20 protein-coding genes are annotated in these 26,192 nt (G+C 63.5%); 9 read left to right on the top strand and 11 right to left on the bottom strand.

Going from position 1 to position 26,192, the window contains the following annotated elements; all coding sequences use genetic code 11:
- Window positions 1–13: 13 nt before the first annotated feature.
- The 5 genes from aat to PEP31012_RS21405 all read left to right on the top strand — a co-directional run bounded on the left by aat (window position 14) and on the right by PEP31012_RS21405 (window position 4,408).
- Window positions 14–778: a leucyl/phenylalanyl-tRNA--protein transferase gene (aat, locus tag PEP31012_RS21425; protein ID WP_150591286.1), complete on the top strand. Its 765-nt coding sequence runs from the start codon at window positions 14–16 to the stop codon at window positions 776–778.
- Window positions 775–1,551 carry an arginyltransferase gene (locus PEP31012_RS21420; protein ID WP_150591285.1) on the top strand — a complete coding sequence of 259 codons (777 nt, stop codon included), beginning with the start codon at window positions 775–777 and terminating at the stop codon, window positions 1,549–1,551. The genes aat and PEP31012_RS21420 overlap by 4 nt, the downstream gene beginning before the upstream one ends.
- A gap of 207 nt (window positions 1,552–1,758) precedes the next feature.
- Entirely contained in the window at window positions 1,759–2,787 is a 1,029-nt protein-coding gene (locus PEP31012_RS21415; protein ID WP_150591284.1) for a quinone-dependent dihydroorotate dehydrogenase, read from the top strand.
- Window positions 2,788–2,837: 50 nt separating this feature from the next.
- Window positions 2,838–3,635: a transporter substrate-binding domain-containing protein gene (locus tag PEP31012_RS21410; RefSeq protein ID WP_150591283.1), complete on the top strand. Its 798-nt coding sequence runs from the start codon at window positions 2,838–2,840 to the stop codon at window positions 3,633–3,635.
- 113 nt (window positions 3,636–3,748) lie between these two features.
- Entirely contained in the window at window positions 3,749–4,408 is a 660-nt protein-coding gene (locus tag PEP31012_RS21405; RefSeq protein ID WP_150591282.1) for an amino acid ABC transporter permease, read from the top strand.
- A 117-nt stretch (window positions 4,409–4,525) separates the two neighbouring features.
- Here PEP31012_RS21405 and PEP31012_RS21400 read toward each other — a convergent pair whose 3' ends face one another.
- The 3 genes from PEP31012_RS21400 to PEP31012_RS21390 all read right to left on the bottom strand — a co-directional run bounded on the left by PEP31012_RS21400 (window position 4,526) and on the right by PEP31012_RS21390 (window position 8,165).
- Window positions 4,526–5,935 (bottom strand): lactate utilization protein B, encoded by a 1,410-nt coding sequence (locus PEP31012_RS21400; RefSeq protein WP_150591281.1) that lies wholly within the window; start codon window positions 5,933–5,935, stop codon window positions 4,526–4,528.
- A gap of 88 nt (window positions 5,936–6,023) precedes the next feature.
- Complete coding sequence (locus tag PEP31012_RS21395) at window positions 6,024–6,749, bottom strand: (Fe-S)-binding protein (RefSeq protein WP_150591280.1); 726 nt, start codon at window positions 6,747–6,749, stop codon at window positions 6,024–6,026.
- Window positions 6,750–6,839: 90 nt separating this feature from the next.
- Window positions 6,840–8,165, bottom strand: coding sequence for a hypothetical protein (locus PEP31012_RS21390; protein ID WP_150591279.1), 1,326 nt, complete (start codon window positions 8,163–8,165; stop codon window positions 6,840–6,842).
- A gap of 555 nt (window positions 8,166–8,720) precedes the next feature.
- Here PEP31012_RS21390 and PEP31012_RS21385 point away from each other — a divergent pair.
- On the top strand, window positions 8,721–9,548 hold the full coding sequence (locus PEP31012_RS21385) for an IclR family transcriptional regulator (protein ID WP_150591278.1): 828 nt from the start codon (window positions 8,721–8,723) through the stop codon (window positions 9,546–9,548).
- A 249-nt stretch (window positions 9,549–9,797) separates the two neighbouring features.
- Here PEP31012_RS21385 and pbpG read toward each other — a convergent pair whose 3' ends face one another.
- From pbpG to PEP31012_RS21365, 4 genes are all read right to left on the bottom strand, one after another.
- Window positions 9,798–11,054 (bottom strand): D-alanyl-D-alanine endopeptidase, encoded by a 1,257-nt coding sequence (pbpG, locus tag PEP31012_RS21380; RefSeq protein WP_150591277.1) that lies wholly within the window; start codon window positions 11,052–11,054, stop codon window positions 9,798–9,800.
- A 188-nt stretch (window positions 11,055–11,242) separates the two neighbouring features.
- On the bottom strand, window positions 11,243–12,100 hold the full coding sequence (locus PEP31012_RS21375) for a nitroreductase (protein WP_246171418.1): 858 nt from the start codon (window positions 12,098–12,100) through the stop codon (window positions 11,243–11,245).
- A 44-nt stretch (window positions 12,101–12,144) separates the two neighbouring features.
- Entirely contained in the window at window positions 12,145–13,113 is a 969-nt protein-coding gene (locus tag PEP31012_RS21370; protein WP_150591316.1) for a DMT family transporter, read from the bottom strand.
- Between the two features lie 92 nt (window positions 13,114–13,205).
- Window positions 13,206–14,147 carry a histone deacetylase family protein gene (locus tag PEP31012_RS21365; RefSeq protein WP_150591276.1) on the bottom strand — a complete coding sequence of 314 codons (942 nt, stop codon included), beginning with the start codon at window positions 14,145–14,147 and terminating at the stop codon, window positions 13,206–13,208.
- A 485-nt stretch (window positions 14,148–14,632) separates the two neighbouring features.
- Between PEP31012_RS21365 and PEP31012_RS21360 the strand changes: the two genes are divergently transcribed.
- Complete coding sequence (locus PEP31012_RS21360; protein WP_150591275.1) at window positions 14,633–15,196, top strand: phasin family protein; 564 nt, start codon at window positions 14,633–14,635, stop codon at window positions 15,194–15,196.
- 234 nt (window positions 15,197–15,430) lie between these two features.
- Here the strand turns inward: PEP31012_RS21360 and lpdA are convergent, their stop codons facing one another.
- The 4 genes from lpdA to aceE all read right to left on the bottom strand — a co-directional run bounded on the left by lpdA (window position 15,431) and on the right by aceE (window position 22,353).
- Window positions 15,431–17,206 (bottom strand): dihydrolipoyl dehydrogenase, encoded by a 1,776-nt coding sequence (gene lpdA / locus PEP31012_RS21355; RefSeq protein ID WP_150591274.1) that lies wholly within the window; start codon window positions 17,204–17,206, stop codon window positions 15,431–15,433.
- Window positions 17,207–17,226: 20 nt separating this feature from the next.
- Window positions 17,227–17,808 carry an Ntn hydrolase family protein gene (locus PEP31012_RS21350; RefSeq protein WP_150591273.1) on the bottom strand — a complete coding sequence of 194 codons (582 nt, stop codon included), beginning with the start codon at window positions 17,806–17,808 and terminating at the stop codon, window positions 17,227–17,229.
- Between the two features lie 79 nt (window positions 17,809–17,887).
- A complete protein-coding gene (gene aceF / locus PEP31012_RS21345) occupies window positions 17,888–19,567 on the bottom strand; it encodes a dihydrolipoyllysine-residue acetyltransferase (protein WP_150591272.1) in 1,680 nt (559 codons plus the stop codon).
- 98 nt (window positions 19,568–19,665) lie between these two features.
- On the bottom strand, window positions 19,666–22,353 hold the full coding sequence (gene aceE, locus PEP31012_RS21340; RefSeq protein ID WP_150591271.1) for a pyruvate dehydrogenase (acetyl-transferring), homodimeric type: 2,688 nt from the start codon (window positions 22,351–22,353) through the stop codon (window positions 19,666–19,668).
- A gap of 342 nt (window positions 22,354–22,695) precedes the next feature.
- Here aceE and PEP31012_RS21335 point away from each other — a divergent pair, with 342 nt between their 5' ends.
- Both PEP31012_RS21335 and PEP31012_RS21330 read left to right on the top strand, forming a co-directional pair.
- Window positions 22,696–25,179 carry a PAS domain-containing sensor histidine kinase gene (locus PEP31012_RS21335; protein WP_246171417.1) on the top strand — a complete coding sequence of 828 codons (2,484 nt, stop codon included), beginning with the start codon at window positions 22,696–22,698 and terminating at the stop codon, window positions 25,177–25,179.
- Entirely contained in the window at window positions 25,176–25,820 is a 645-nt protein-coding gene (locus PEP31012_RS21330; protein ID WP_150591314.1) for a response regulator transcription factor, read from the top strand. The genes PEP31012_RS21335 and PEP31012_RS21330 overlap by 4 nt, the downstream gene beginning before the upstream one ends.
- Window positions 25,821–26,192: the final 372 nt, after the last annotated feature.

Raw genomic sequence — 26,192 nt, 5'->3', positions numbered from 1 at the left:
CGCTGACGTCGTCATGGTCGTCTGGCTCGAAGCAAACGATCCCTTTCCCCCGGTCGACGAAGCGCTCGGCGCGTCGAGCGAGGCGCCGGGCTTGCTGGCAGCCGGACTCGACCTGTCCGCACATCGTCTGCTTGCCGCCTATCGGCAAGGCATCTTCCCCTGGTACTCGCAAGGCCAGCCCGTGCTCTGGTGGAGCCCGGATCCGCGCATGGTGTTGCGCCCGGAGAATTTCGTCGTCAGCCACAACTTCCGCAAGTTGCTGCGCCGCGTGTTGCGCGACGACGCATGGGAGATCCGCCTGGACGCCGACTTCGCCGCGGTCATGCAAGCCTGCGCGCAAGCACCGCGACGCGGTCAGGACGGCACCTGGATCACGCCCGCGATCATCGCCGCCTACCGCGCACTGCACGACGCCGGCCTTGCCCATAGCGTGGAAACCTTCTATGAAGGCGAGCGCGTCGGCGGTCTTTATGGTGTGTCGCTCGGGCGCATGTTCTTCGGCGAATCGATGTTCGCCCGTCGCACCGATGCCTCGAAAATCGCGCTCGCCGCGCTTGTTGCGTTTGCACGCGCGCACGCCATAGAGGTGATAGACTGCCAGCAAAGCACCGCCCATCTGGCGTCGCTCGGCGGCGGCGAAATTCCCCGCCAGGCATTTCTGATGCATGTACAGAAAGCAGTCATCGCGCCCGCACCGGTCTGGCGCCTGGACAAGCAGATCCTTGGCGCACTGGCCTACGGTAACGCAGCAGACAAGGCTCACGAGGTTTCCCGGTGACCCATCCGAACGAACTGCCGCTCTCCCCGCTGTCTGCCCTTCAGTTCTACGCAACGGCGCCCTACCCCTGCAGCTACCTCGACAATCACACGGCACGCTCGCAGGTCGCTACACCCAGCCACCTGATCAACTCGGACGTCTACAGCGAACTCGTTCGCGCCGGGTTTCGCCGCAGCGGCGTATTCACGTACCGCCCGTATTGCGACGGCTGCCGGGCCTGTGTGCCGGTGCGTGTACCGATCGCGCGCTTCACCGCGAACCGAACGCAACGCCGCATCTGGCGACGCCACGCCGGTCTCGCCGTCAATGTCTCGGGATTGCACTACACGGAAGAGCATTACCAGCTCTACATGCGCTATCAATCGCAGCGACACGCGGGCGGCGGCATGGATCACGACAGCCGCGAGCAGTACGAGCAATTCCTGCTGCAAAGCCGTGTGAACTCGCGTCTGGTGGAATTTCGCGAGCCGCCCGGCCATCAGGGCGCGGGCACGCTGCGCATGATCAGCATGGTCGACATCCTGAGCGACGGCCTGTCGTCGGTCTACACGTTCTTCGATCCCGATGTCGAAGGCGCGTCGTACGGCACGTACAACATCCTTTGGCAGATCGAGCAGGCACGCGCCCTCGGACTGCCGCACGTCTATCTCGGCTACTGGATTCAGGCGAGCCGCAAGATGGTCTACAAGGCGAACTTTCGGCCGCTGCAAGGCCTGCTCGACGGCCAGTGGCAGGACATGCCGGAAGCCATGCTCGACGCCTCGGGCGAGTAGCCCCGGCACCACGGTCGACAGTATCGCCAGGGGGACTCGGCGGCGCCGTCGAGGATGCCATTCGCGGTGCGGCCACGCGCGCGCATCGCGCTCATCCCCGCGCCAGCCTGCGGTCGTTCAGGAGTACGCAGAGCGTAGAAAAAGGCGCGCTCGGCGACCGGGATACCGGTAAAATGGCGACTTTCCGATTCTGCCGAACCCGACATCGTGCTTGCGCCCCTCTATCCTCTGGCCCGTCGCGCCCTGTTCTGTCTTGATGCCGAACAGGCTCACCACTTGACGCTGGCCACGCTGCGCGGTGCGGCCTCGCTCGGCCTGGCAGGTCTCATCGGTCAGACGCTGCCCGAAGATCCGCGCACGGTCATGGGCATCCGATTCCCGAATCCCGTGGGCCTCGCCGCCGGGCTCGACAAGGACGGTAGCTGCATCGACGGCCTCGCGGCGCTGGGCTTCGGCTTCGTGGAAGTCGGCACGGTCACGCCGCGCCCGCAGCCGGGCAACCCCAAGCCGCGCATTTTCCGCCTGCCTCAAGCCGAAGCGATCATCAACCGCATGGGCTTCAACAATGGCGGGGTCGAGCAATTCCTTCAGAACGTGCAGTCGGCACGCTACAAGGGGCCGCTGGGCCTGAACATCGGCAAGAACGCCGACACGCCGATCGAGCGCGCGGTCGACGACTATCTCATCTGCCTCGAAAAGGTGTATCTGTACGCCACCTATGTGACGGTCAACATCTCGTCGCCCAATACGAAGAACCTGCGCCAGTTGCAAGGCGGTGACGAACTCGACGCCCTGCTCGGCAAGCTCAAGGACAAGCAACGCGCGCTGTCCGATCGCCACGGCAAGTACGTGCCCATCGCGCTCAAGATTGCCCCGGATCTCGACGATGAACAGATCAAGGTCATCGCCGGCACGCTCACGCGTCATGGCTTCGATGGCGTGATCGCCACCAACACGACGCTCTCGCGCGAAGCGGTGGCGGGCCTGCCATTCGCCAACGAAACGGGCGGATTGTCGGGACGACCGGTGTTCGAAGCATCGAATCGCGTGATCCGCGCACTCGCCGCCGAGCTGGGCGGCGCGCTGCCGATCATCGGCGTGGGCGGCATCCTGTCGGGCGCCGACGCGCAGGCCAAGCTCGACGCCGGCGCGAGCCTGGTGCAAATCTACAGCGGGCTGATTTACCGCGGCCCCGAGCTGGTGCGAGAATGCGTGCAAGCGCTGCGTACGGCCTGACCGGTCGCCCGTCGCGCCCCCTTCATTTGTCACAGGGAGACCTCATCATCATGAAAACCTGGCTCAAGTCGCTGTGCCTCGTACCGCTGACTGCCGTTGCGCTGCTGGGCACCGCGCCCGCCCGTGCCGCCGATTTGCTCGATACCGTGAAATCGGCGGGCGTGTTGAAAATCGGCATCGAAGGAACTTACCCGCCGTTCAACTACCGCGCGGCCGACGGCCAGCTCGAGGGCTTTGATGTCGATGTCGCCAAGGCCGTTGCGCAACGTCTTGGCGTGAAGCCGGAGTTCGTGACGACGGAATGGAGCGGCATCATCGGCGGCCTCGTGGCCGGCAAGTTCGACGTCATCGTCAATCAAGTCGCCATCACCGACGAGCGCAAGCGCTCGCTCGACTTCAGCCAGCCGTACACCTTCTCGGCCGCACAGCTGATTCAGCGCAAGGACGACAAGCGCGAATTCAATTCGCTCGACGCCCTCAAGGGCCACAAGCTCGGCGTCAGCCTCGGCAGCAACTACGACAAGCTCGCGAAGGCCGTGCCAGGCATCGACGTTCGCACCTATCCGGGCGCGCCCGAATATCTGCGCGATCTCGCCGCCGGTCGCATTGACGCGGCGCTCAACGATCGCCTGATGCTCGCGTATCTGATCAAGACGTCGAACCTGCCGCTGCGTGCGGGCGCCGTGCTGCAAGGTGCCAGCGAGTCGGTGGGCATTCCGTTCCGCAAGGGCAATCCCAAGTTCGCGAAGGCCATCGACGACGCCCTCACGGCCATGAAGCAGGACGGCTCGCTTGGCAAGCTTGCAATGAAGTGGTTCGGCGAGGACACGTCCAAGCCGGCGAAGTAGCACGCAAGCCGCGCGGCGACACACTTCGGTCGCACCACGGCCGGCACCACGCAAACCACGCGGGTGTCGGCCGTCGTCATTTCGGCCCACGGTTCCTCACCCCCCATCCCCTCATGAATCCATTCGAACTCGCCGCCCAATCCATGCCCGTGCTGTTGCAGGGCACCGTGCTCACGATCAAATTCGCCTTGATGTCGATGGTGTTCGGTCTGGCAATCGGCGTCATCGTGGCGATCATGGGCATCGGCAAGATCCGCGTGCTGCGCGGCATCGCCCGCACCTATGTCAGCATCATGCGCGGCACCCCGCTGCTGGTGCAGATCTTCGTGATCTATTACGGCCTGCCGGGCGTCGGCATCGCGCTGGATCCGACACCCGCCGGCGTGCTCACGCTCAGCCTGAACGTCGGCGCCTATCTGTCGGAGAGCATGCGCGGCGCGCTCGAAGGCATGCCACGCGGGCAATGGCTCGCGGCGTATAGTCTTGGCCTGTCCTACTGGCAGACGCTGCGCTATGTCATCGCGCCGCAAGCCCTGCGCATCGCCGTACCGAGTCTCGGCAACAGCCTCATCAGCCTGATCAAGGACACGTCGCTGGTCTCGGTCATTACCGTGACCGAGCTGCTGCGTTCCGCGCAGGAAGTCATTGCGTCGACCTATCAGCCACTGCCGCTCTATCTCGCCTGTGCCGCGATCTACTGGGTGCTGTCGACCGGATTGTCGGCGCTGCAGCGACGCATCGAAAAACGCCTGGCATTGCCCGCCAGAACCTGACGTGCACGCCAACAAAAAAGCCGGGCCCCGGATGCCAATGTCTGACATTCGGGGCCCGGCTGCTGCGTTGAACGCCGGTACATCATCGTCACCGGCCACTCCTCGTCGCTGAATCGCTTAGCGCGGCGCGCGACGCTCGCGATACATCGCGCGGAACGTCTTGCCGCTCGGCGCCGGCATTTCCCGCGTGTCGCTCCACCCTGCAGCGAACGGCAGTTTCGAGAGGCTGCCTCGCTCCCGTCCCATCCAATGCAGTACGCGCGCGCCAAGGCGGGCCAGCGTGGCGTAAAGGCGCGGACGACGCGCCGCAAACGCCCATGCGGCGAGCGCCGTGCGCTCCTGCCACGGTCGCAGACCGCGATCCACCTGACGCTCGCGCAGCTTGCGAAGCAGATCGGAGATCGGAATGCCCACCGGGCAGACGCGATTGCACTCCCCGCACAACGTGGCCGCCTGCGGCAGATCGAGCGTCTTCTCAAGGCCAACATAGCTCGGCGTGAGCACCGAGCCCATCGGTCCCGGATACACCCAACCGTAGGCGTGGCCGCCAATCTTCTGATACACCGGGCAATGATTCATGCACGCGCCGCAACGGATGCAACGCAGCATGTCCTGGAACGCACCGCCGATCAGTCCCGAGCGGCCGCCATCGACGAGCACGAAGTACATATGGTCGGGGCCATCGAGTTCGCCCTCGGCACGCGTGCCGGTCAGCAGCGAGAAGTAGTTCGACGTGCCCTGCCCGGTCGCCGAGCGTGGCAACAACCGCATGGCGGTCGCCAGATCCTCGAGCGTGGGCAGCACCTTCTCGATACCCGTCACGGCCACGTGCACGCGCGGCATGATCGTGCACATGCCTTCGTTGCCTTCGTTGGTCACCACGGCCACGGAACCGGTTTCAGCGACGAGAAAATTCCCGCCGGTCACGCCCATGTCCGCCGACAGAAACTGCGGACGCAGCATCTCGCGCGCTTCGCGCGTCATCGCCGGAATTTCGGTCAGACGCGGCTTATGGTGAACCCGTGCGAACAGGTCGGCGACTTCGTCCTTGTCCTTGTGCACGACCGGCGCAATGATGTGCGACGGCGGCTCGTTGTCGTTGATCTGCAGGATGTATTCGCCCAGGTCGGTCTCGACCGACTGCACCCCCATGTCGGCGAGCACCTTGTTGAGCTGCAACTCCTCCGTGACCATCGACTTCGACTTGATCACCTTCTTGACATCGTGCTTGCGGGCGATCTCGGCAATCAGGCGCGCGGCGTCCTGCGTCGATTCCGCGAACAGCACCGTGGCGCCGCGCCGCGTGGCCTCGCGCTCGAAGATCTCCAGCCACACGTCTAGCGTCTCCAGCCCGCGGTTACGACGCGCCTTGAGCGCCTCGCGCGTTGCCTCGAAGTCGATCTCCTCGATCGCGGCGGCACGCGCCGTCACGAACTTGGTCGAGAGTTTCCGGAGGTTGGCCTGCAGACGCTGGTCCGCGAGCTTTTGCCCGGCGCGCGCCTTGAATTGCATCGATTGAACTTGCATCGCGACTCACTGGAGAAGATGGCCGCCGGCACGCGTCATCGCGCACACGAGCCTGAGGGTCGGGAGGATCGGGAGGACGGTGACGAACTCACACATCGCCGGCGAGCACCTGGGCGATGTGCAGCACGCGCGTCTTCGTGTCGCCGGTACGGCGCAGACGCCCTTCGATGTTGAGCATGCACCCGAGGTCGCCCAACACGACGGCCGGCGCTCCGCTTGCGGCGATGTTGGCGCACTTCTCGTCGACGATGGCCGTCGAGATATTGCCGTACTTGAGCGCGAAGGTGCCCCCGAAGCCGCAACACGCCTGGCAGTCCTTCATTTCCGTCATCTTGACGCCCGGCATTTTCGCCAGCAGCACGCGTGGCTGCGTCTTGACGCCCAGCTCACGCAGCCCTGAGCAAGCATCGTGATAGGTCACTTCGCCGTTGTAATCGCCGGGGACGGTATCGACATGCAGCACGTTGACGAGGAAATCGGTCAACTCGAACACGCGCGGACGCAGGCGCTCGAAGCGGCCCATGAGTTCGGGGTCGTCGGCGAAGAGGTCGCCGTAGTGCGCCTTGACCATGCCACCGCACGATCCCGACGGCACGACGACGTAGTCGAACGATTCGAACTCCTCCAGGAATTTCTGGGCGAGATCGCGGGCGATGGCCCGTTCGCCCGAGTTGTAGCCGGGCTGGCCACAGCAGGTCTGGACATCGGGAATCACGACCTCGCAGCCTGCCGTCTCCAGCAGCTTGAGCGTCGAGAAGCCGATCTCCGGACGCATCAGGTCGATCAGACACGTGACAAAGAGTCCGACGCGCATTGGGGGAATCCTCTTTCCGGGAATAATGGGCCATTATAAGTCGCCGGGCCAGTCCGGCCCAGCGTGGATTCCCGCATATCGCGCAGTCGCTTATGCCATCCGGGGCGCGGCGTGGCGCAACGCGTTCAACGAGTTCGTGCGCACCAGCCCGCGACGCTCGACGCCTGGCGCTGCCGCCAGAGGATACGGCGCGATCGGCAGGCGCGCCGCCATCATCTCCTGCGCTCGCGACAACCGCTGCAAATCGCTTCTGAAGCCGTCGAGTTTGGCGTCGACACTGTTGAACCTGCCATCGACGTTCTCAAATTCGGCGTCGACACTGTTGAATCTGCCATCGACGTTCTCAAATTTGGCGTCGACACTGTTGAATCTAGCATCGACGTTCTCGAATTTGGCGTCGACACTGTTGAATCTGGCATCGACGTTCTCGAATTTGGCGTCTACGCTCGAGAACCCAGCATTGACTTCCGTCGTCAGGGTATCAAATCGATCAGTGAGGGTGTCCACTCGATCAGTGAGGGTGTCAACCCGACCGGTGAGGCTACTGAATTGATCGGTGAAACCGTCTAGCCGCCCCGTGAAACCGTCCAGCCGATCGTTGAACCCATCGAGCCGACCAGCGAAACCGTCGAGCCGATCAGCGAAGCCGTCGAAGCGATCGGTGAGCTCGTCCACTCGGCCATCCAGTCGATTGGCCACAGCTTCCATTTGATTCGAAAGGGCGCCGACCCGGCTATCGAGGGAACCTACCCGGCTATCGAGCGAGTCCACCCGACTCCCCACCGCACCAAGGCCATGCTTAATGTCCTTCAACAGGTTCCAAACCATGTCTTCTCGTTCGAGCGCGGCCCGCCGATCCGCCACGTCCAAATACGTTCTCATCATCGTCCCCTCCGTTTCAATGAATTGTTTGGTGCTTGCCAGCAGACTTTCGACAGACTTCCATCCCCGCTCACGATCGAACCCACGAATACTCCCCAGGCTGACCGCGCGGATCACAAGCGTCATGACGGTCGCCACGACACCGAGAATGCCGCCCGACACAAACAGTCCCGCCACCGCCACGGCCGCCGCCACAGAGTAAAGCGAAGTCGACATGACCAGGCGCTTGCCGTAGTGCTTCTGTTCCGGCCACACCTCCTTGGAGGCCAGCGCGATCGCCTCGCGCACACCCGCCAGGCATCGCTCGATCTCGGCGACGCCATCGGCACGCTCGACCGACAATCGCTGGCTCGCCGTCCTTTGGACATCGGGGTCGCCAAAGGTCGCCTCGCCGAACGCCGCCGAGCGCTGCGTCACTGCCAGGCATTTCGTCAGGATGTCCTGCTCCTTGCGCAGCGCTTGCGCCAGATGTGCCAGAATCGCCGAGAAGCGCCTGGCGGACGGCGTGAGGCTGTCGACATCGCGATCGTTCAACTGCTCGCCAACCTGGCAGTACGGGCCCGGACGGCTCGCGTTGCCGACATATCGATATACTCCGTCCCAGAGCCCTCCTCCCCAGTACCCCGAAGTCGCCTTCCGGTAACTCGAAAAGAACGCGCTCTCCAAGCGGTGAAGCCCATCGCAGTCCAATCCCAACTGCGCCTTCGCGTTGGCGATCTGTTGAAACTGACTGACAATCTCCGCGTGCCTGTCGGCAATCGACTTTCCGAGAGTGACGGCCTCCCCGCCGCGCACGCACCTCGGCCGCGGCCAACTCGCCGCCGTCGGCGAAAACCCATACCTGTACATTCCCCGAACCTCCTTGAGGGTGCCGATCTCGCCTTACGATCGAGCCGGACACCGAATGAAATGACAAGGCCATGGTAGTCATCCGGGCACGGGGCCACTTTTGGTTTCAGTCACCTGTTACTGCGGCAACGACGCTCTCCTGTGTCACGCCCACTTTTCGCAGAAGTCCTCTACAGGAAAGGTGCGAATTTTTCACAATATGATATAGAATCGACCCTATACGAAACTCGGCCCTCCCCCATGAAAGACGAAGGTAGTCAAAGCACTGAGTCGCGCACGTCCATACAGGTCATCGAGCGCATGATGCGTTTGCTCGATGCCCTTGCCGCTCATGCCGATCCGGTCAGCCTCAAGGAATTGGCGCAGGCCACTGAACTTCATCCGTCGACGGCACACCGTATCCTGAACGACATGGTGGCCTGCCGCTTTGTCGATCGCTGCGACCCGGGCACGTATCGCCTCGGCATGCGTCTGCTCGAACTCGGCAACCTGGTCAAGGCACGATTGTCGGTGCGCGATGCGGCGCTCACGCCCATGCGCGGCCTGCACCGCATGACCGGGCAGACGGTCAACCTGTCGGTGCGCCAGGGCGATGAAATCGTCTATATCGAACGGGCCTACAGCGAGCGCTCGGGCATGCAGGTGGTGCGCGCCATCGGTGGTCACGCCCCCTTGCATCTGACGTCGGTCGGCAAGCTCTTCCTCGCGGCAGACGAAGCCTCGCGCGTGCGCGCCTACGCCACCCGCACGGGCTTGTCGGGGCATACACGCAACAGCATCACCGACCTGCAGAAACTCGAGCGCGAGCTGAGCCATGTGCGCAAGTCCGGCTACGCTCGCGACAACGAGGAACTGGAGTTGGGGGTTCGCTGCATTGCGGCCGGGATCTATGACGACAGCGGCAAGCTCGTGGCCGGACTTTCGCTGTCGGCGCCCGCCGACCGGCTGCAGGACGCGTGGCTTGCGAATCTGAACGAGACGGCGCTGCAGATTTCCGCTTCGCTGGGCTTTCACGCGCCGAATCCGGAAGTGAGCGCCAAGGTGTCGCAAGTGGCGACGGCCGAATAACCCGAGTCAGCATCAAGCTTCCGATGCCGGCGGCACGCGCGAAAGGAGTTTGATGCAGGCGTGACGCCCAGGCGGTGCGTTGGCGTGAGCGCTCGACACGATGCCGGTAACGCCCCGCTGACGAAGCTGGTGACGAAGCTGGTGACGAAGCTGGTGACGCAATACAAAAAGGCGCTCCCTTGGGAGCGCCTTTTGTTTGGCAGCTTGCTTGCGCGACGACTAGCGCCGCACAACGCAACGTGACACGGCTTATAGCGCGTGTTCGCTGTTGGTCGCGACTTGCGCCGTCGGTGCCGTGCCTGCCGTGCGTTGCGGCGTGGCGCCGCCCCCTTCGAGCAGCCACTTGCGAACGCGCGTAGCGTCGGCAAAGCGCGAGTACTTGCCGGTCGAATCGAGCAGAATCATGATCACCGGACGACCATCGACGTTGGCTTGCATCACGAGGCACTGCCCCGCTTCGTTGATATAGCCCGTCTTCTGCAGACCGATTTCCCAGCCCGGATGGCCGATCAGGTGATTCGTGCTGACGTAGTGCAATTCACGACGACCGGTATTGACGTCGTAATTGCTGTCCGTCGAGAAGCGGCGAATCATCGGGTACTGATAGGCGGCCTTGACCATCTTCACCAGGTCGCGAGCACTCGACACGTTTTGGCTCGACAGACCCGTCGGATCGTTGAAGTGCGTGTCGTTCATGCCGAGCTGTTTCGCCTTGCGGTTCATCGCCGCGAGGAACGCCGGACGCCCGCCCGGGAAATAACGCGACAACGCAGCGGCCGCACGATTCTCCGACGACATCAGCGCAATGTGCAGCATATCTTCACGCGACAGGCGCGAGCCCACCGACAGACGCGAGCCCGTGCCCTTCTCGTAGTCGCGATCTTCGTCCGTCACTTCCATGACGTCGGTCATCGGAATGCCCGCGTCGAGCGACACCATCGCGGTCATCAGCTTCGAGATCGACGCGATCGGCAGCACGGCTTGCGAGTTCTTGTCGAACAGCGATTCGCCGGTGCGCTCGTCAACGACGTAGGCGACCGAGGAACGCAGCGCCAGCGCGTCAGGCGATTCGTGCAGACCGAACGCGCGTCCAGCGGACAAACGCCCCTGAGCCTGCGGTGTGAAGTTGACGGTGCGATACGACGTCACGACACGGCGCTTGCCGTGCTTGTAGACGACATGTTTGATGGCGACACGCTTGGTGGCCGCATCCGCTTCGACGGCAGCCAGCTTGTGCGCCTTGGCGCCGGCCTTCGCGCGCGAAGCGGTCTTGGCAACGGCACGCTTGGCACCGGATGAGGACTCGGCGACGGATTTCGTCGCCTTGGCATGATTGGCACACGCGCGCTTCTGGGCAGCCGTCTTGGCCGCCTTGGACGAGCAAACGCTCGTCTTACCGGCAGCCTGAACGATTGCCGGGGCACCGGCGGCGAGCGAGATCGCCACGACGGCAGCCCCCCAGAGGCGGGAGCGGCACAGACGCGCAAGGGTGGTGATCGCGTACATAGATTGGGGGTAGCGTAAGGTTGGCAGGCAACGAGTTTGGAAGAAGTTTAGTAACTTCCCAAAAAATAAGCAATATGAATGACTTAGCTGAAATACTTAAACCGGCATCTGGTAGTTTTGTGCATCGCAACGCGCACAAATGCACATTCGCCACAAATCGCCCAATAACGCCAACTTCCAGTGCCGAATCAGCTTAAGAAATGCGCCCACTCGTCCAGCGGTGCGCGTTCGGTGACAAGCTGGTTTTCGATGGCCTTCGGATCCGCATAGCCCAGTGCCATGCCGCACACCACCATTCGGGTCTCCGGCAGGCGAAGTGCCTCCGCGATCACCTGGTGGAACGTCGCAAACGCGGCCTGGGGACAGGTGTCGAGCCCACGCGCACGCGCCGCGACCATCACGCTCTGCAGAAACATGCCGTAGTCCAGCCAACTCCCCTGCTCCAGATGCCGGTCGATCGTAAAGATCAAGCCGACCGGCGCATCGAAGAAGCAGAAGTTACGCGCGTGCTGCCCCTGCATGCGGTCTTTGTCGGCGCGCCCGATGCCCAGCAGTCCATACAAATCCCACCCGACCTTGCGGCGCCGCGCCTGGTAGGGCTCCGTCCACTCGCGCGGGTAGTATGCGTATTCCTCCTGGTGCATCAAGCGCTGCGCCGGATCGTTGAACGCCTCCAGCAGGCGCGACGTCAGCGACTTAAGTGCCTCGCCCGTCAACACGTAGGTCTGCCAAGGCTGAATGTTGCTGCCCGAGGGCGCACGCGATGCCACGCTGAGAATGTCCGCCACCGTCGCCTGCGGCACCGGCGTAGGCAGGTATGCCCGAATCGATCGTCGGCTGCGAATGGCCTCGTCGACATAGGCCACGCGCTGCTCGGCGTCATCGCCGAGCGTCGGGCGCCGCGCCCCTTCCTCGGCCCCGGGCTGCGCGGGCAGGTCGGCGACCTCGGTGGCCTCAGCGATCTCGGCTGTCTCGGCGGCCCCGACGACGTTCTGCCGAGAGGGCCGCGCGGCGTCCTTATGCGGATGTTGGTGCAGGTGTTTCATTAGTCTGGCTCACGGCAAACGATGAGAGAAATGTGCCGCCCGGCTCATGGCGACGACGCGGCCGGCATAGTCCGCCGCTCGATGACAAGCGCGACGCCCAGGGCCGCCACGACCATCCCGGCGGCACTCAGCGGGGAAAGCGTCTCGCCGAACAACAGCCAGGCCATGACCGCCGTCGTCGGCGGCGTCAGATACATGAGGCTGGACACCTTGGTCGCCGCCCCCTGCCGGATCAACAGGAACAGCAAGGAAATGGCGCCGATCGACAGCGCCAGCACCGACCAGACGAGCGCACCGATCATCTGGGCGTTCCAGCGCACCTGCATCGTCTCGAGCACCCACGCGGCGGGCAACGTCACCGCAAAGGCGGCCCCGAACTGCACGAGCGTACCGACCCGCAAATCGAAATGCGCGCAAAACCGCTTTTGGTAGAGCGTGCCCGCCGTGATCGCGAGCAGGCTCAACACGCACAAGGCGACCGGGCCCACGCCGATACCGCGCACGCCGACCTTGTTGGCCACCACCAGCCCAACGCCGGCGAATCCGCACAGCAGCCCCAGCCATTGACGACGTGACACCGGCTCACCGACCACGCGCGCAAAAAGCGCTGTCAACAACGGCTGGATGCCGACGACCAGTGCCGCCAGCCCGGCAGGCGCGCCATGCTTGATCGCTGCCCAGACGCCGCCGAGATACACGGCCTGGATCAGCGTGCCGGACACGGCAAGATGCGCGATGAGCGTCCAGTCGATGGGCCCGACGGCATCAGCCGATCCCGCCCGCTCAGTCAGCGCAGTTCGCGCAGTGAGCTCAGTTCGTCCGCCCGGGGCAACCTGTCCAACCATTGCGCGCCGCCGCGGCCACGGCGTGCCCGTGAGCAAGGCGATGGGCAGCATGACCAGGAGTGTGCCGCCGAAGCGCAGCGCGAGAAACGTCAGCGGCTCGGCATTCGGCATGCCGTATTTGGCGACGATGAAGCCCGTGCTCCAGATCAGCACAAACCACCAAGGCATGGCGGCACGCCAGATGGCTGCGCGCCCGGCACCGGCCGTCGCGTGGCCATTGGCCGCATTCGCGGGAGGATGGGACACGGTGCGATGCTCGCTCATACGAGGGCGGCGCTCGCCGGCACGGCGTACGCACGATGGGCCGCCCGCTGGAACCGACTGGCGAGGCGGATCGTCGCAAAATGCGCGGCGACCGTCTGCCCGATGTCGCGACCGTAGCCGCCCGCCATCGCAATGGCCACCGGCAGTCCGCGCTCGGCGCAGGCCGTCAGCACTCGGCGGTCGCGGGCGAGCAAACCGTCGTGGGTCAATGCCAGCCGGCCAAGCCGATCATTCGCCAGCGGATCGGCGCCGGCGAGGTAGATCACCAGCGTGGGGATGAATTGCGCGAAGAGATCGGTCAGCGCGTGGCCCAACGCGATCAGGTAGTCGTCGTCGCCGCAGCCGTCGGGCAACGCCACGTCAAGGTCGCCGCGCGCCTTGTGAAACGGGTAATTGTGCTCGCCATGCAGCGACAGCGTGAAGACGCTCGGGTCATGCTCGAAAATGGCCGCCGTGCCGTTGCCCTGATGCACGTCGAGATCGATGATCGCTACCCGCGTGCCCGGGCCAAGTTCCGCCTGCATCGTGCGGGCCGCGACCGCCGCATCGTTGAACACACAGAATCCTTCGCCGCGGTCGGCATAGGCATGGTGCGTGCCGCCCGCGAGATTCGCCGCCACGCCATCGGTGAGGGCCGCCCGGCAGGCGGCCACTGTCGCCCCCGCCGAACGTCGCGAGCGCTCGACCATCTGCGGCGACCACGGAAATCCGATCATGCGCTGCGCTTTCGGATCCAGCTGCCCCGCGCTCACGCGCGCCACGTATTCGAGCGAATGGACGCGACCGAGCATCACGTCGTCCGCGGGCATTGCCTCGACAAGCGCGACGTGAGGCAGTTCGCCGGCCACGCGCTCACGCAGACGCCCGTACTTTTCCATGGGGAACCGGTGCCCGGGCGGCAACGGCAAGACGAAATGGTCGCTGTAAAACGCTTGCATCGACACGAGTGGCCGGCAGTGGCGGCACGCAAAAGGGCGTTGAACGGCATCGGCACAGGGGGACGGGCCGCGCGCAATACACCCGCAAAGGTGGCGTGCCACTGACCGCGAAGATGTCCCCCAGCACCGGAACCTGCCGATAGTAACATCGGCGCGCCTGGTGCGCCGAGCGCCAAAACGGTGCAGAGCCGCACCCACAAAGCCTTTCCGGGCAGCCCGAACGATTCGCCGCAACGCGGTGTCACACGTTCGTCACAGGATCCCAACCGTTTGATTTTGTAAGCTTTTGTTGAATTGTTGCAACGCACAAAAAAGACTTGACAGCGACAAAAATATCTCTACACTTGCAATTGTGCGATGCACAAAAGAAATCGCACCCCCATTGAGAGGCCCGAACCGTGTTTTCACCGAACTCAGGTGAGAACTCATCAGCGAACACGGAGTGGGTCGATACGTTGTATGTGACACCATCATAGGAGAACGCCATGTCGTTTCTGACCCCCGAGCAATTCGCTGCCGCCCACAAAGCCAACCTCGAAACCCTGTTTGGCCTGACCAACAAGGCGTTCGAAGGCATGGAAAAGCTGGTTGAGCTGAACCTGCAAGCCGTCAAGGCATCGCTGGCCGAGTCCGCCTCGACCGCGCAAAAGGCCTTCGCCGTGAAAGACGCGCAAGAGCTGCTCGCGCTGCAAGCGAACCTCGTCCAGCCCGCCGCTGAAAAGGCGATCGCGTATGGCCGTCATCTGTATGAAATCGCTTCGTCGACGCAAGCCGAAGTGACCAAGGTGGCCGAAGCCCAACTGGCCGAAAGCTCGCAGAACGTCCAAGCGCTGTTCGACAGTCTGGCCAAGAACGCCCCGGCCGGTTCGGAGTCGGCCGTTGCCCTGGCCAAGTCGGCCCTGTCGGCTGCCAACAGCGCGTTCGACAGCGTGCAAAAGGCCACCAAGCAGGCCGTTGAAATCGCCGAGACGAACTTCGCTGCCGCGACCAACGTCGCGACGAAGGCTGCCGCTCAAGCATCGCGTGCTGCCACCAGCGCCAAGAAGTAATCGATAGCGTCTCGCGACGCTACCGTTCGAACCCGGCCTCGTGCCGGGTTTTTCGTTTTTGGGGCGGCCGACGACGCTGCCGCAAGAAAAAAACCGCCATCTCGGAACGAAATGGCGGTTTTTGTTTTGGCATCCGCCGTCGCCCCATATGAGACACCGCGGACATCCGTCACGTCATGTGCGTTCGGCGTGCGCGCCCGGCATCCTCCGACGCGCACGCCGACACGGACGCGATTACTTCTTGCGAGGCGGCGGAACGTCGGTGCAAACCCCTTCGTAAATCTCCGCTGCCATGCCGACCGATTCGGCCAGCGTCGGGTGCGGGTGAATCGTCTTGCCGATATCGACGGCGTCCGCGCCCATTTCCACGGCCAGGCAAAGTTCGCCGATCAGATCGCCCGCGTGCGTGCCGACGATGGCGCCGCCAACGATACGATGGGTCGCTTCGTCGAACAGCACCTTGGTGAAGCCTTCGTCACGGCCGTTCGCGATCGCGCGGCCCGACGCCGCCCACGGGAACACGGCCTTGCCATACTTCACGCCTTCGGCCTTCAGCTGGTCTTCCGTCTTGCCGGCCCAAGCCACTTCCGGATCGGTGTAGGCCACCGACGGAATCTGGATGGCGTCGAAGTAAGCCTTCTCGCCGGCCGCCGCTTCCGCCGCGACGTGGGCTTCGTGCACGGCCTTGTGGGCCAGCATCGGCTGACCGACGATATCGCCGATCGCGAAGATGTTCGGCACGTTGGTGCGCATCTGCTTGTCGACGTCGATGAAGCCGCGATCGCCCACGGCCACGCCCGCGTTCTCGGCACCGATCTTCTTGCCGTTCGGGCTGCGCCCCACGGCGACCAGCACGAGGTCGTAACGCTGGGGTTCCGCCGGGGCGGCCTCACCCTCGAACTTCACGTAGATGCCATCGGCCTTGGCCTCGGCACCTACGGTCTTGGTCTTGAGCATGACGCGACCGAAGCGCTTCGTGTTCATTTTCTCCCAGACCTTGACCAGATCGCGGTCGGCGCCCTGCATCAGACCGTCCAGCATTTCCACGACATCGATCTCGGAGCCCAGCGCGCTATACACGGTCGCCATTTCCAGACCGATGATGCCGCCGCCGATCACAAGCATCTTCTTCGGCAGTTGACGCAGTTCGAGCGCGCCGGTCGAATCGACGATGCGCGGATCTTCCGGCAGGAACGGCAGCTTTACCGCCTGGGAACCCGCCGCGATGATGGCCTGAGCAAACTTCACCGTGCGCTTGCTGCCGTCTTCGGCCACGACTTCGACGTGATTCGGGTCGAGGAACGTGCCGACACCGCGCACGACTTCCACCTTGCGCATCTTGGCCATGCCGGCCAGACCGCCCGTGAGCTTGCCGACCACGCTTTCCTTGTAGGCGCGCAGCTTGTCGAGATCGATCTCGGGCTTCGCGAACGAAATGCCGTGATGGCCGAGTGTCTGAGCCTCTTCAAGGACGGCTGCCGTGTGGAGCAGCGCCTTCGACGGGATGCAACCCACGTTCAGACATACGCCGCCAAGGGTGGCGTAGCGCTCGACGAGCACGGTCTTGCGACCCAGGTCGGCGCTGCGGAACGCGGCCGAGTATCCGCCCGGACCGGCGCCCAGCACGAGCACGTCGCATTCGGTGTCCGCCCCGCCGCTGTGCTTGGCCGCGACCGGGGCCGGGGCACTCGGCTGCGCTGCGGGGGCGACGGGAGCCACCGGCGCGGCCGGGGCGGCGGCTGCCGCCGGGGCTTCGGCCTTGGCGGCGCCGGCACCTTCCACTTCGACGAGCGCGATCAGCGTACCTTGGCTGGCTTTGTCGCCCACCTTGATCTTCACTTCCTTGACGGTGCCCGACACTTCCGACGGCACTTCCATGGAAGCCTTGTCGGATTCCAGCGTAATGAGTGACGCATCCTTGGCGATCTTGTCGCCGGGCTTGATCATCACTTCGATGACATCCACGCCCTCTGCGCCGATGTCCGGTACTTTGACTTCGATGAGACTCATGCGGGGTCTCCCTGTCGCATTTATGACTTGATGGTGGTATCGATCGGGAACGTGTGCACCTGAAACGGGGCGGCGGAACTCTTGTCGAACTCCGCCCCCGCCTTTACGCCCGCTTCGGCGATGGCGCTGGCGCTCAGATCCTGGTCGTAGAGGGCGAACATGGCGCCGAGCGCGAAATTGCGCCCCGAGCCGATCCCCCAGAACCGATCGAAAACAAACACTTCCCGGTAGGAATAAATTCCGTAGATGCCTGTCGGATTCGCGACCACACAAGTGATCTGCGACGACTCGTACGGATCGTCTTCCTCTTCCTTCGTGTTGAGGAAATATTCTTCCTTGAGCTTCTGATGGACGCGGCAGAACGTGCGGAACACCTCGTCGCGCGAGTGCAGACGGCATTCGTCCGCCATACCGGAGAGAATGGCGCGCATGACCGGAAAGTGCGCGGTCGTGCCTGCCAGGCCGACATAGGAATCGCCCACGAGAAAAACCTTGCGATTCTCCTCGTACGATTGCGAGAGCCGGGTATCGCCGAACGTCACAAGCGAATCGGCGGCAATGGCAATCTCACCTGCCTTCTTGACGACTACTACGGTGGTCATGATGCCCTCCCCGTCCAGATGCTGAAGCGTTCGCGCACGCCGCCGGCTTGCGCTTGCGCGCGGCCGGCGACGCCTGCCATTACAGCATTGCGCGACGGAAGTCCTGCAACAGTTGACCCAGGTAGGCGTTGAAGCGTGCGGCCTCGGCGCCGTCGATCACGCGGTGATCGTAGGACAGCGACAGCGGCAGCGTCAGTTGCGGCAGGAACTGTTGCTTGCGCTCGTCCCACACCGGCTTCTGATACGAACGCGACAGCCCCAGAATGGCCACTTCCGGTGCGTTGATGATCGGCGTGAAGGTCGTGCCACCGATACCGCCGAGCGACGAGATCGAGAAACACCCCCCTTGCATCTGGTCCGGCTTGAGCTTGCCGTCGCGGGCGAGCTTCGCCAGTTCCGAGGTCTCGCGGGCGATCTCGAACACCCCCTTCTTGTCCGCGTCGCGAACCACAGGCACGACCAGACCGTTCGGCGTGTCAGCCGCAAAACCGATGTGGAAGTATTGCTTGAAGACGAGGTTGTCGCCGTCGAGACTCGCGTTGAACGTCGGGAACTTCTTCAGGGCCATCACACAGGCCTTGATGACGAAAGCGAGCATCGTGACCTTGACGCCGGCCTTCTCGTTTTCCTTGTTCAACTGCACCCGGAACGCTTCGAGTTCGCCGATATCCGCTTCGTCATTGTTCGTGACGTGCGGGATCATGACCCAGTTGCGGTGCAGGTTCGCGCCCGAAATCTTCTTGATGCGCGAGAGCGCCTTCGGCTCGATCGGACCGAACTTCGAGAAGTCGATCTTCGGCCACGGCAACAGGTTCAGCTCACCGCCACCGGCAGGCGCGGCGCCCGCCGCGGCCGGGCGATTGCCCGCGAGCGCGCTCTTGACGAAGTTGCGCACGTCGTCGATGACCACGCGCCCCTTCGGACCGGTGCCCTTCACTTGCGCGACATCCACCCCCAACTCGCGCGCGAACTTGCGCACCGACGGGCTGGCATGGCTGATCGGCTGGTTGCCGGTCGCAGCAACTGGTGCCGGTGCCGGGGCAGCGGCCGGCGCCGGAGCGGCGACAGGCGTCGGCGCTGCCGGGGCGGCACTCGTAGCCACCGGGGCCGGGGCACTCGCTGCGGCGGCCTTGGCCGGAGCGGCGGCGGCAGCGCCTTCGAGCACGACGATCAACGTGCCTTCCGACACCTTGTCGCCCACCTTGACCTTCAATGCCTTGACCACGCCGGCGGCCGGGCTCGGCACATCCATCGACGCCTTGTCGGACTCCAGCGTGACGAGCGATTGCTCGGCCGTCACGGTATCGCCGACATTGACCAGCACATCGATCACCGGCACGTCGTCGTAACCGCCAATGTCCGGCACCTTGACATCGATCTGGCGGGTGTCACCGCTGGCAGCCGGCGCGGGCGCCGGGGCCGCAGCAGCAGGGGCTGCGGCTGGCGCCGCCGCTTGCGGGGCTGCCGCAGGGGCCGGCGCAGGGGCTGCCGCCGAGTTCACTTGAGCACCCGAGCCGTTCACCGTCTCGAGCGTCAGGATGAGGGAACCCTCGGATACTTCATCGCCGACTTTCAGGCTCAGCGCCTTGATGATGCCAGCGGCCGGGCTCGGCACATCCATCGTGGCCTTGTCCGATTCCAGCGTGATCAGGGCCTGCTCGGCATCGATCTTGTCGCCCGCCTTGACCAGCACGTCGATGACGGGCAAGTCCTTGAAGTCACCGATATCCGGGACTTTCACTTCGATCACTTGACTCATTTTCCACAGTCTCCTCGAGGCTGCGCTTGACGCGCGGCGCGCACCCGCCGCCGCTGGGGGGCGGCTGGGCGGGTCGCACACGCCGCGCGAAGCGGCCTTTAGACGGTCATCGGGTTGGGTTTGTTCGGATCCAGGTTGTACTTGGCAATCGCTTCGGCGACCTTGCTCGCCGGCAGCGTGCCTTCGTCGGCCAATGCCTTGAGGGCAGCGACCGTAACCCAGTGACGATCCACCTCGAAGAAGTGACGCAGCTTCTCACGCGTATCCGAACGACCGTAGCCGTCGGTGCCGAGCACGACGTAACGCCCCCGAACGAACGGACGAATCTGATCGGCGTACGTACGGATGTAGTCGGTCGATGCGATGACCGGACCACGGGTGTCGTTCAGGCACGTCTCGACATGCGACAAACGTGCCGTCTCGGTCGGGTGCAGAAGATTGTAGCGCGCCACGTCGTTGCCTTCGCGGGCCAGTTCCGTGAAGCTCGGGCAGCTCCACAAATCCGATTCGACGCCCCAATCGTTCTTGAGCATTTCGGCGGCGGCGATCACTTCGTTGAAGATCGTGCCCGACCCCAGCAGTTGCACGCGCGGTGCCTTGCTGTCGTTCGCACCGCGACGGAACGCGTACATCCCCTTCAGGATGTCTTGCTCCACGCCTTCCGGCATGGCCGGATGCGCGTAGTTTTCGTTCATCACGGTCAGGTAGTAATACACGTCTTCCTGATCCTGCACCATGCGACGCAGGCCGTCCTGGACAATCACGGCGAGCTCGAATGCGAACGTCGGATCGTACGGCAGGCAGTTCGGAATCGACGACGCCCACAGCAGCGAGTGACCGTCTTCGTGCTGGAGGCCTTCGCCGTTCAGCGTCGTACGACCGGCCGTGCCGCCCACGAGGAAGCCGCGAGCGCGCATGTCACCGGCCGCCCAGGCCAGATCGCCGATGCGCTGGAAGCCGAACATCGAGTAGAAGATGTAGAACGGGATCATCGTCTCGTTGTGCGTCGAGTACGACGTTGCGGCCGCGATCCAGTCGCACATGCCACCGGCTTCGTTGATGCCCTCCTGCAGAATCTGACCGTTCTCCGATTCCTTGTAGAACATCAGCTGATCCTGATCCTGCGGGATGTAGCGCTGGCCGACCTGACTCCAGATACCGATCTGGCGGAACAGGCCTTCCATCCCGAAAGTGCGCGACTCGTCCGGCACGATCGGCACGATGCGCTGGCCCAGCACCTTGTCCTTGAGCAGCACGTTGAGAATACGCACGAACGCCATCGTCGTCGAAATCTCACGGCCTTCGGCCGTCGCCTTGAGCAACGCATCGAAGGCGGACAGCGCGGGCACCGGCAGCGAGGCGGCCTTGGTGCGGCGCTGCGGCAGGTAACCGCCCAGCTCCATGCGGCGCGCGCGCATGTATTCCAACTCCTTCGAGCCTTCCTCGAACTTCAGGTACGGCACGTCGGCGATGTCGTCGTCCGAGATCGGCAGCTTGAACTGGTCGCGGAACTTCTTGAGCGACTCCACCGGCATCTTCTTCTGCTGGTGGGTGATGTTCATGGCCTGACCGGCCTCGCCCATGCCATAGCCCTTGATGGTCTTGGCCAGGATGACCGTCGGTTGCCCCTTGTGCTGGGTGGCGGCCTGGTACGCGGCGAAAATCTTGTGCGGATCGTGGCCGCCGCGGTTCAGCGACCAGATGTCCTCGTCGGACCAATCGGCGACCATCGCCTTGAGTTCCGGCGTATTGAAGAAGTTCTCGCGCACGTAGGCGCCGTCCTTCGACTTGTACGTCTGATACTCGCCGTCCACGCACTCCATCATGCGCTTCATCAGCAGGCCCTTCTTGTCGCGGGCCAGCAGCGCATCCCAGCGGCTGCCCCAGATCACCTTGATGACGTTCCAACCGGCGCCGCGGAATTCCGATTCGAGTTCCTGGATGATCTTGCCGTTACCGCGCACCGGGCCATCCAGGCGCTGCAGGTTGCAGTTGATCACGAACACGAGGTTGTCGAGCTGCTCGCGACCGGCCATGCCGATGGCGCCCAGCGATTCCGGCTCGTCCGTCTCGCCGTCGCCGAGGAAGGCCCAGACCTTGCGGCCTTCGGTCTTCACGATGTTGCGCGACTCGATGTACTTCATGAAGCGAGCCTGGTAGATCGCCATGATCGGGCCCAAACCCATCGACACCGTCGGGAACTGCCAGAAGTCAGGCATCAGCCACGGGTGCGGATACGACGACAGACCGCCGCCGTCCACTTCCTGGCGGAAGTTCTCGAGCTGGGGCATCTCCAGACGGCCCAACAGGAAGGCGCGGCTGTACACGCCCGGCGACGAGTGGCCCTGCACGAAGACCAGGTCGCCACCATGCTTGTCGGACGGGGCATGCCAGAAGTGGTTGAAGCCGACGTCATAGAGCGTTGCCGCCGAGGCGAACGACGCGATGTGACCGCCAACGTTCGTGTCCTTGCCGGCACGCAACACCATCGCGATCGCATTCCAGCGGGTGTACGAGCGGATCTTGTGCTCGACATCCTGATCGCCAGGGATACGCGCCTGCTGGTCGAGCGGGATGGTGTTGATGTAGGGGGTATTGGCCGAGAACGGATGATGCTCGCCGTTGATACGGGCGAACTCGATCAGCTTCTCGAGCAGGTAGTGGGCACGCTCCGGGCCCTCGGCCGCCAGCACGCCTTCGAGCGATGCCAGCCATTCTTGCGTTTCTTGGGGATCGGCGTCCGCAGGGGACACGATCTTCAGGGCTTCTTCAGGTACGGCGGACATGGTGTCTCCTTGTCTGTCGTTAGCGGGTTGGCATGACGGTCGAATCCCGCTTCATGGACGGGCCCACCGGCTTTTTTACCGGGGCATTGTACGAAGGTTATTCCCGCCTCCGCAAGCGAAATTTCAGATTACGATAGTAAATTTCATGATGCGGAATTCTGTTGCGGTGCACATAAAATCAATAGGTTGCTGGTGCCATCAGACCACGAATTGTCGGCGTACCGCTCGGTCTCAAATGCAAATTGCGCGGCCGTCTTACCCAAAAGCTCGGACGCTTCCGAAAAGCAGGCGCAAGCCATTGATGGCAGCGGGAAACCGGCCGGCCTGCGCTACAATCTCGCCATGCTTTCGCCACGCCTTGCCAATTCCGCTCCACCGTCCCGGTCCGCCGCTACGTCTGCCCGCTCCAACCGCTGGTTGCAGGGGTTCGCGGAGTCGCATTACTACTTGCTGGTGCCGCTCGTCTCCATTGTGATCTTTCTCGTGGTGATGAGTCTGATCCTGTGGAGCCTGAATCGCCGTGAGACGGAGCAACAGCAGGACACGCTGTATCGGAACGTGGCTTGGGCGCAGCAGCAGATTCGCCTCAATATGCTGGCCATCCAGGACCAGATCAGCTCGCTCGCGCGCGACACCGCCGCCAAGCCGCAGGACGTCGCGCATTTCCAGAATGCCGCGAACGAGCTGATGCAGAATCATGCGGACATCGTCTTCATGAATTGGCTGGACGCATCGCAGCGACCCAAGTGGGCGGCCCCGACCGACTCGCCGTTCGCGTCCCGGTTGCAGGGCTCGGCGCAGCATCCGATGGAGGACGAATTGCTGGTCGCGTTTCGCGCCGCCCGCGATTCGCGCCGATCGGCCTATTCCACCCTGATCTACGACGCCTCGGGCGCCAGCTACATCGTTGTCCAGGTACCCGTGCTGCGCGAGCGCGAGTTCCTCGGCACGATCAGCGCGGTGTATTCGGTGGAGGGCTTGCTGATCCACGAGTTGCCGCAAGAGCTTGGCGACAAGTTCAAGGTGTCGTTCATCGACACTCACAACAATGAGTTGGCCACTACATCGACACGCCCGCCGCTCCCACGCGACGTGTCTTACGAATTGCTTCTCGATCCCCCCGGGCACAGTCTGGCGGTGCGAATCTACTCGTATCCCGCCGTCGGCAATTTCGTCAACAACACGCTGGTGTGGCTGATTGCCGGATTGTCGTGCTTTGTGCTCTGGAGTCTCTGGAGTCTTTGGCGGCATACGCGGCAGCGCTTCGAGGCACAGCAGGCGCTGTTCAACGAGACCTCATTCCGGCGAGCGATGGAGAACTCCATCGTCATCGGCATGCGCGTGCTCGACCTGCAGGGCCACATCACTTACGTGAACCCTGCCTTCTGCCGCATGACAGGCTGGGACGAGCCGGACCTCATGTATCGGGCGCCGCCCTACCCGTACTGGCCCAAGGACGACATCCACGAAATGCAGCGTCGCATCGACATGACGCTGCGCGGCAAGGCGCCCTCGCACGGTTTTGAAATCCGCGTGCAGCGCAAGGACGGCACGATCTTCTACGCGCGCATGTTCGTCTCGCCGCTCGTGGACGCGCATGGCCGCCAGACCGGCTGGATGTCGTCGCTGACCGACATCAGCGAACCCAAGCGGGCGCGCGAAGAACTCGCCGCTGCGCATGAGCGTTTCACGACCGTGCTCGAGAGCCTTGACGCGTCGGTGTCGGTGCTCGCCGTCGACAAGGCGGAGCTGCTGTTCGCGAACCGTTACTACCGCCAGTTGTTCGGCACGCGCCCGGAAGGCCACCTGGAGTTGTCTGGCGGCGGCGACCTCTCCCCGACGTCGCTCGATCAAATCGATATGGTCGACGCGTTCGCCGGCTTGCCGGCCGCATCACTCACCGATACGGCCGCCGAGACGCAGGAAATCTATCTACCGACGCACCAGAAATGGTTCGAAGTCCGGCGCCAATACATTCAATGGGTGGACGGCCACCTGGCACAGCTGCAGGTGGCGACCGATATTACGGCCCGCCGCCATGCCGAAGAGCTGGCCCGCCAGGAAGAAGAACGCCTGCAGTTCACGGGGCGCCTGACGACGATGGGCGAAATGGCCTCGTCGCTGGCCCACGAACTGAACCAGCCGCTCGCCGCCATCAACAACTACTGCATGGGCACCGCGGCGCTGGTGCGCGCCGGACGCACGTCGCCGGAAACCTTGCTGCCGGCGCTGGAAAAAACGTCGCAGCAGGCGGTGCGAGCGGGCATGATCATCAAACGGATTCGTGCGTTCGTAAAGCGCAGCGAACCGAAACGTCAACCGTCATCGATTTATGAAATCGTGGCGGATGCTGTGGGTCTTGCCGAGATTGAAGCACGCAAGCGCCGTATTCGCATCCTGACCGATCTGCCCGCGGGGCTACCGCAGATCAACGTCGACCCGGTGCTGATCGAACAGGTGCTCGTGAACCTGCTCAAGAATGCCGCCGAGGCCATGCATGGCTACACGCCGCCGCCCGGCCAGCGACGCGACCTGAGTGTCCGTCTGCACGTGGAACGGCGCGACAAATCGATCGAATTCCAGGTCTCGGACCACGGGCCTGGGGTGGACGAAGCCACGATCGAACGATTGTTTGAACCTTTCTTTAGTACAAAATCGGATGGCATGGGCATGGGCCTGAATATCTGCCGTTCGATCATCGAATCGCATCACGGCCGTCTGTGGGTAGAAAACAATGACGTCGACGGCGTGCGCAATGGTTGTACTTTTTGTATTCTGTTACCGTTGGAAGGCGATACGACATCCGGATCCGGGGGAGGACTATGACGACACCCAATACCACTATCGAACAAGAAACCGTCTTTGTTGTCGATGACGACGAAGCGGTCCGCGACTCGCTTCGCTGGCTACTCGAGGCCAATGGCTACCACGTGCGCGGCTTTGCCAGCGCCGAGGAATTCCTTTCGCACTACAACGGACATCAGCTTGGCTGCCTGATTCTGGATGTCCGCATGCCCGGCATGAGCGGCCTGGAGCTTCAGGAGAAACTGGTCGAGAACCGGTTCAACATCCCCATCATCTTCGTGACGGGCCATGGCGACGTGCCGATGGCGGTCGACACGATGAAAAAAGGTGCAATGGACTTCATCGAAAAGCCTTTCGATGAAGCGGAACTGCGCTCCCAAGTCGAGCGAATGCTCGCGAAAGCGCGGCAAGACGCCAGCAGCCAACGCGAGCTGCAAGCCGCCGAGGACCTGCTGTCCAAGCTCACGAGTCGCGAACATCAGGTGCTCGAGCGCATTATTGCCGGTCGCCTGAACAAACAGATTGCCGACGATCTGGGCATCAGCATCAAGACCGTCGAAGCACACCGCGCCAACATCATGGAGAAGCTCAACGTCAATACGGTTGCCGACCTGCTCCGCCTGGCGCTCTCGAAACGCTCCGGCGCATCGCCTCGCCCCTGACCGAGTCGCCGAGCGCCGTACGCCTGACATCGCGTCAGGCGACGGGCGGAGATTCCGGGGTACCGGAGCCCCGGAGCGCCGGCGCAACGACCGGTAGCGTTCGGTAGCGTCGCGCCCCGTTGCGACGGTGTGTCGTTGCCCGCCAACGACACGCTATGGGCGGCATCAGCCCCCCTGCTCAGCGGCTGCCTCAAAGGCGCTTGAGTCACTTGAGGCACTTGAGGCACTTGAGGCACTTGAGGCGGGGCGCGCCGTAGCACGTTGGCGCAACGGCCGCACCGTGCCAAGGGAGTCTGTCTTTTCGCCCCGCCACGCCCGCCGTCGGCTCACAGGCCGCCCCCGCGCCGCCCGCCACCCCAACCTCCCGCACGG

The organism is Pandoraea eparura (assembly GCF_902459725.1).
In the GTDB taxonomy this organism is placed as follows: Bacteria; Pseudomonadota; Gammaproteobacteria; order Burkholderiales; family Burkholderiaceae; genus Pandoraea; species Pandoraea eparura.
The sequence above is the reverse complement of the archived record's forward strand: the minus strand, read 5'-3'. Positions and strand labels throughout refer to the sequence as shown.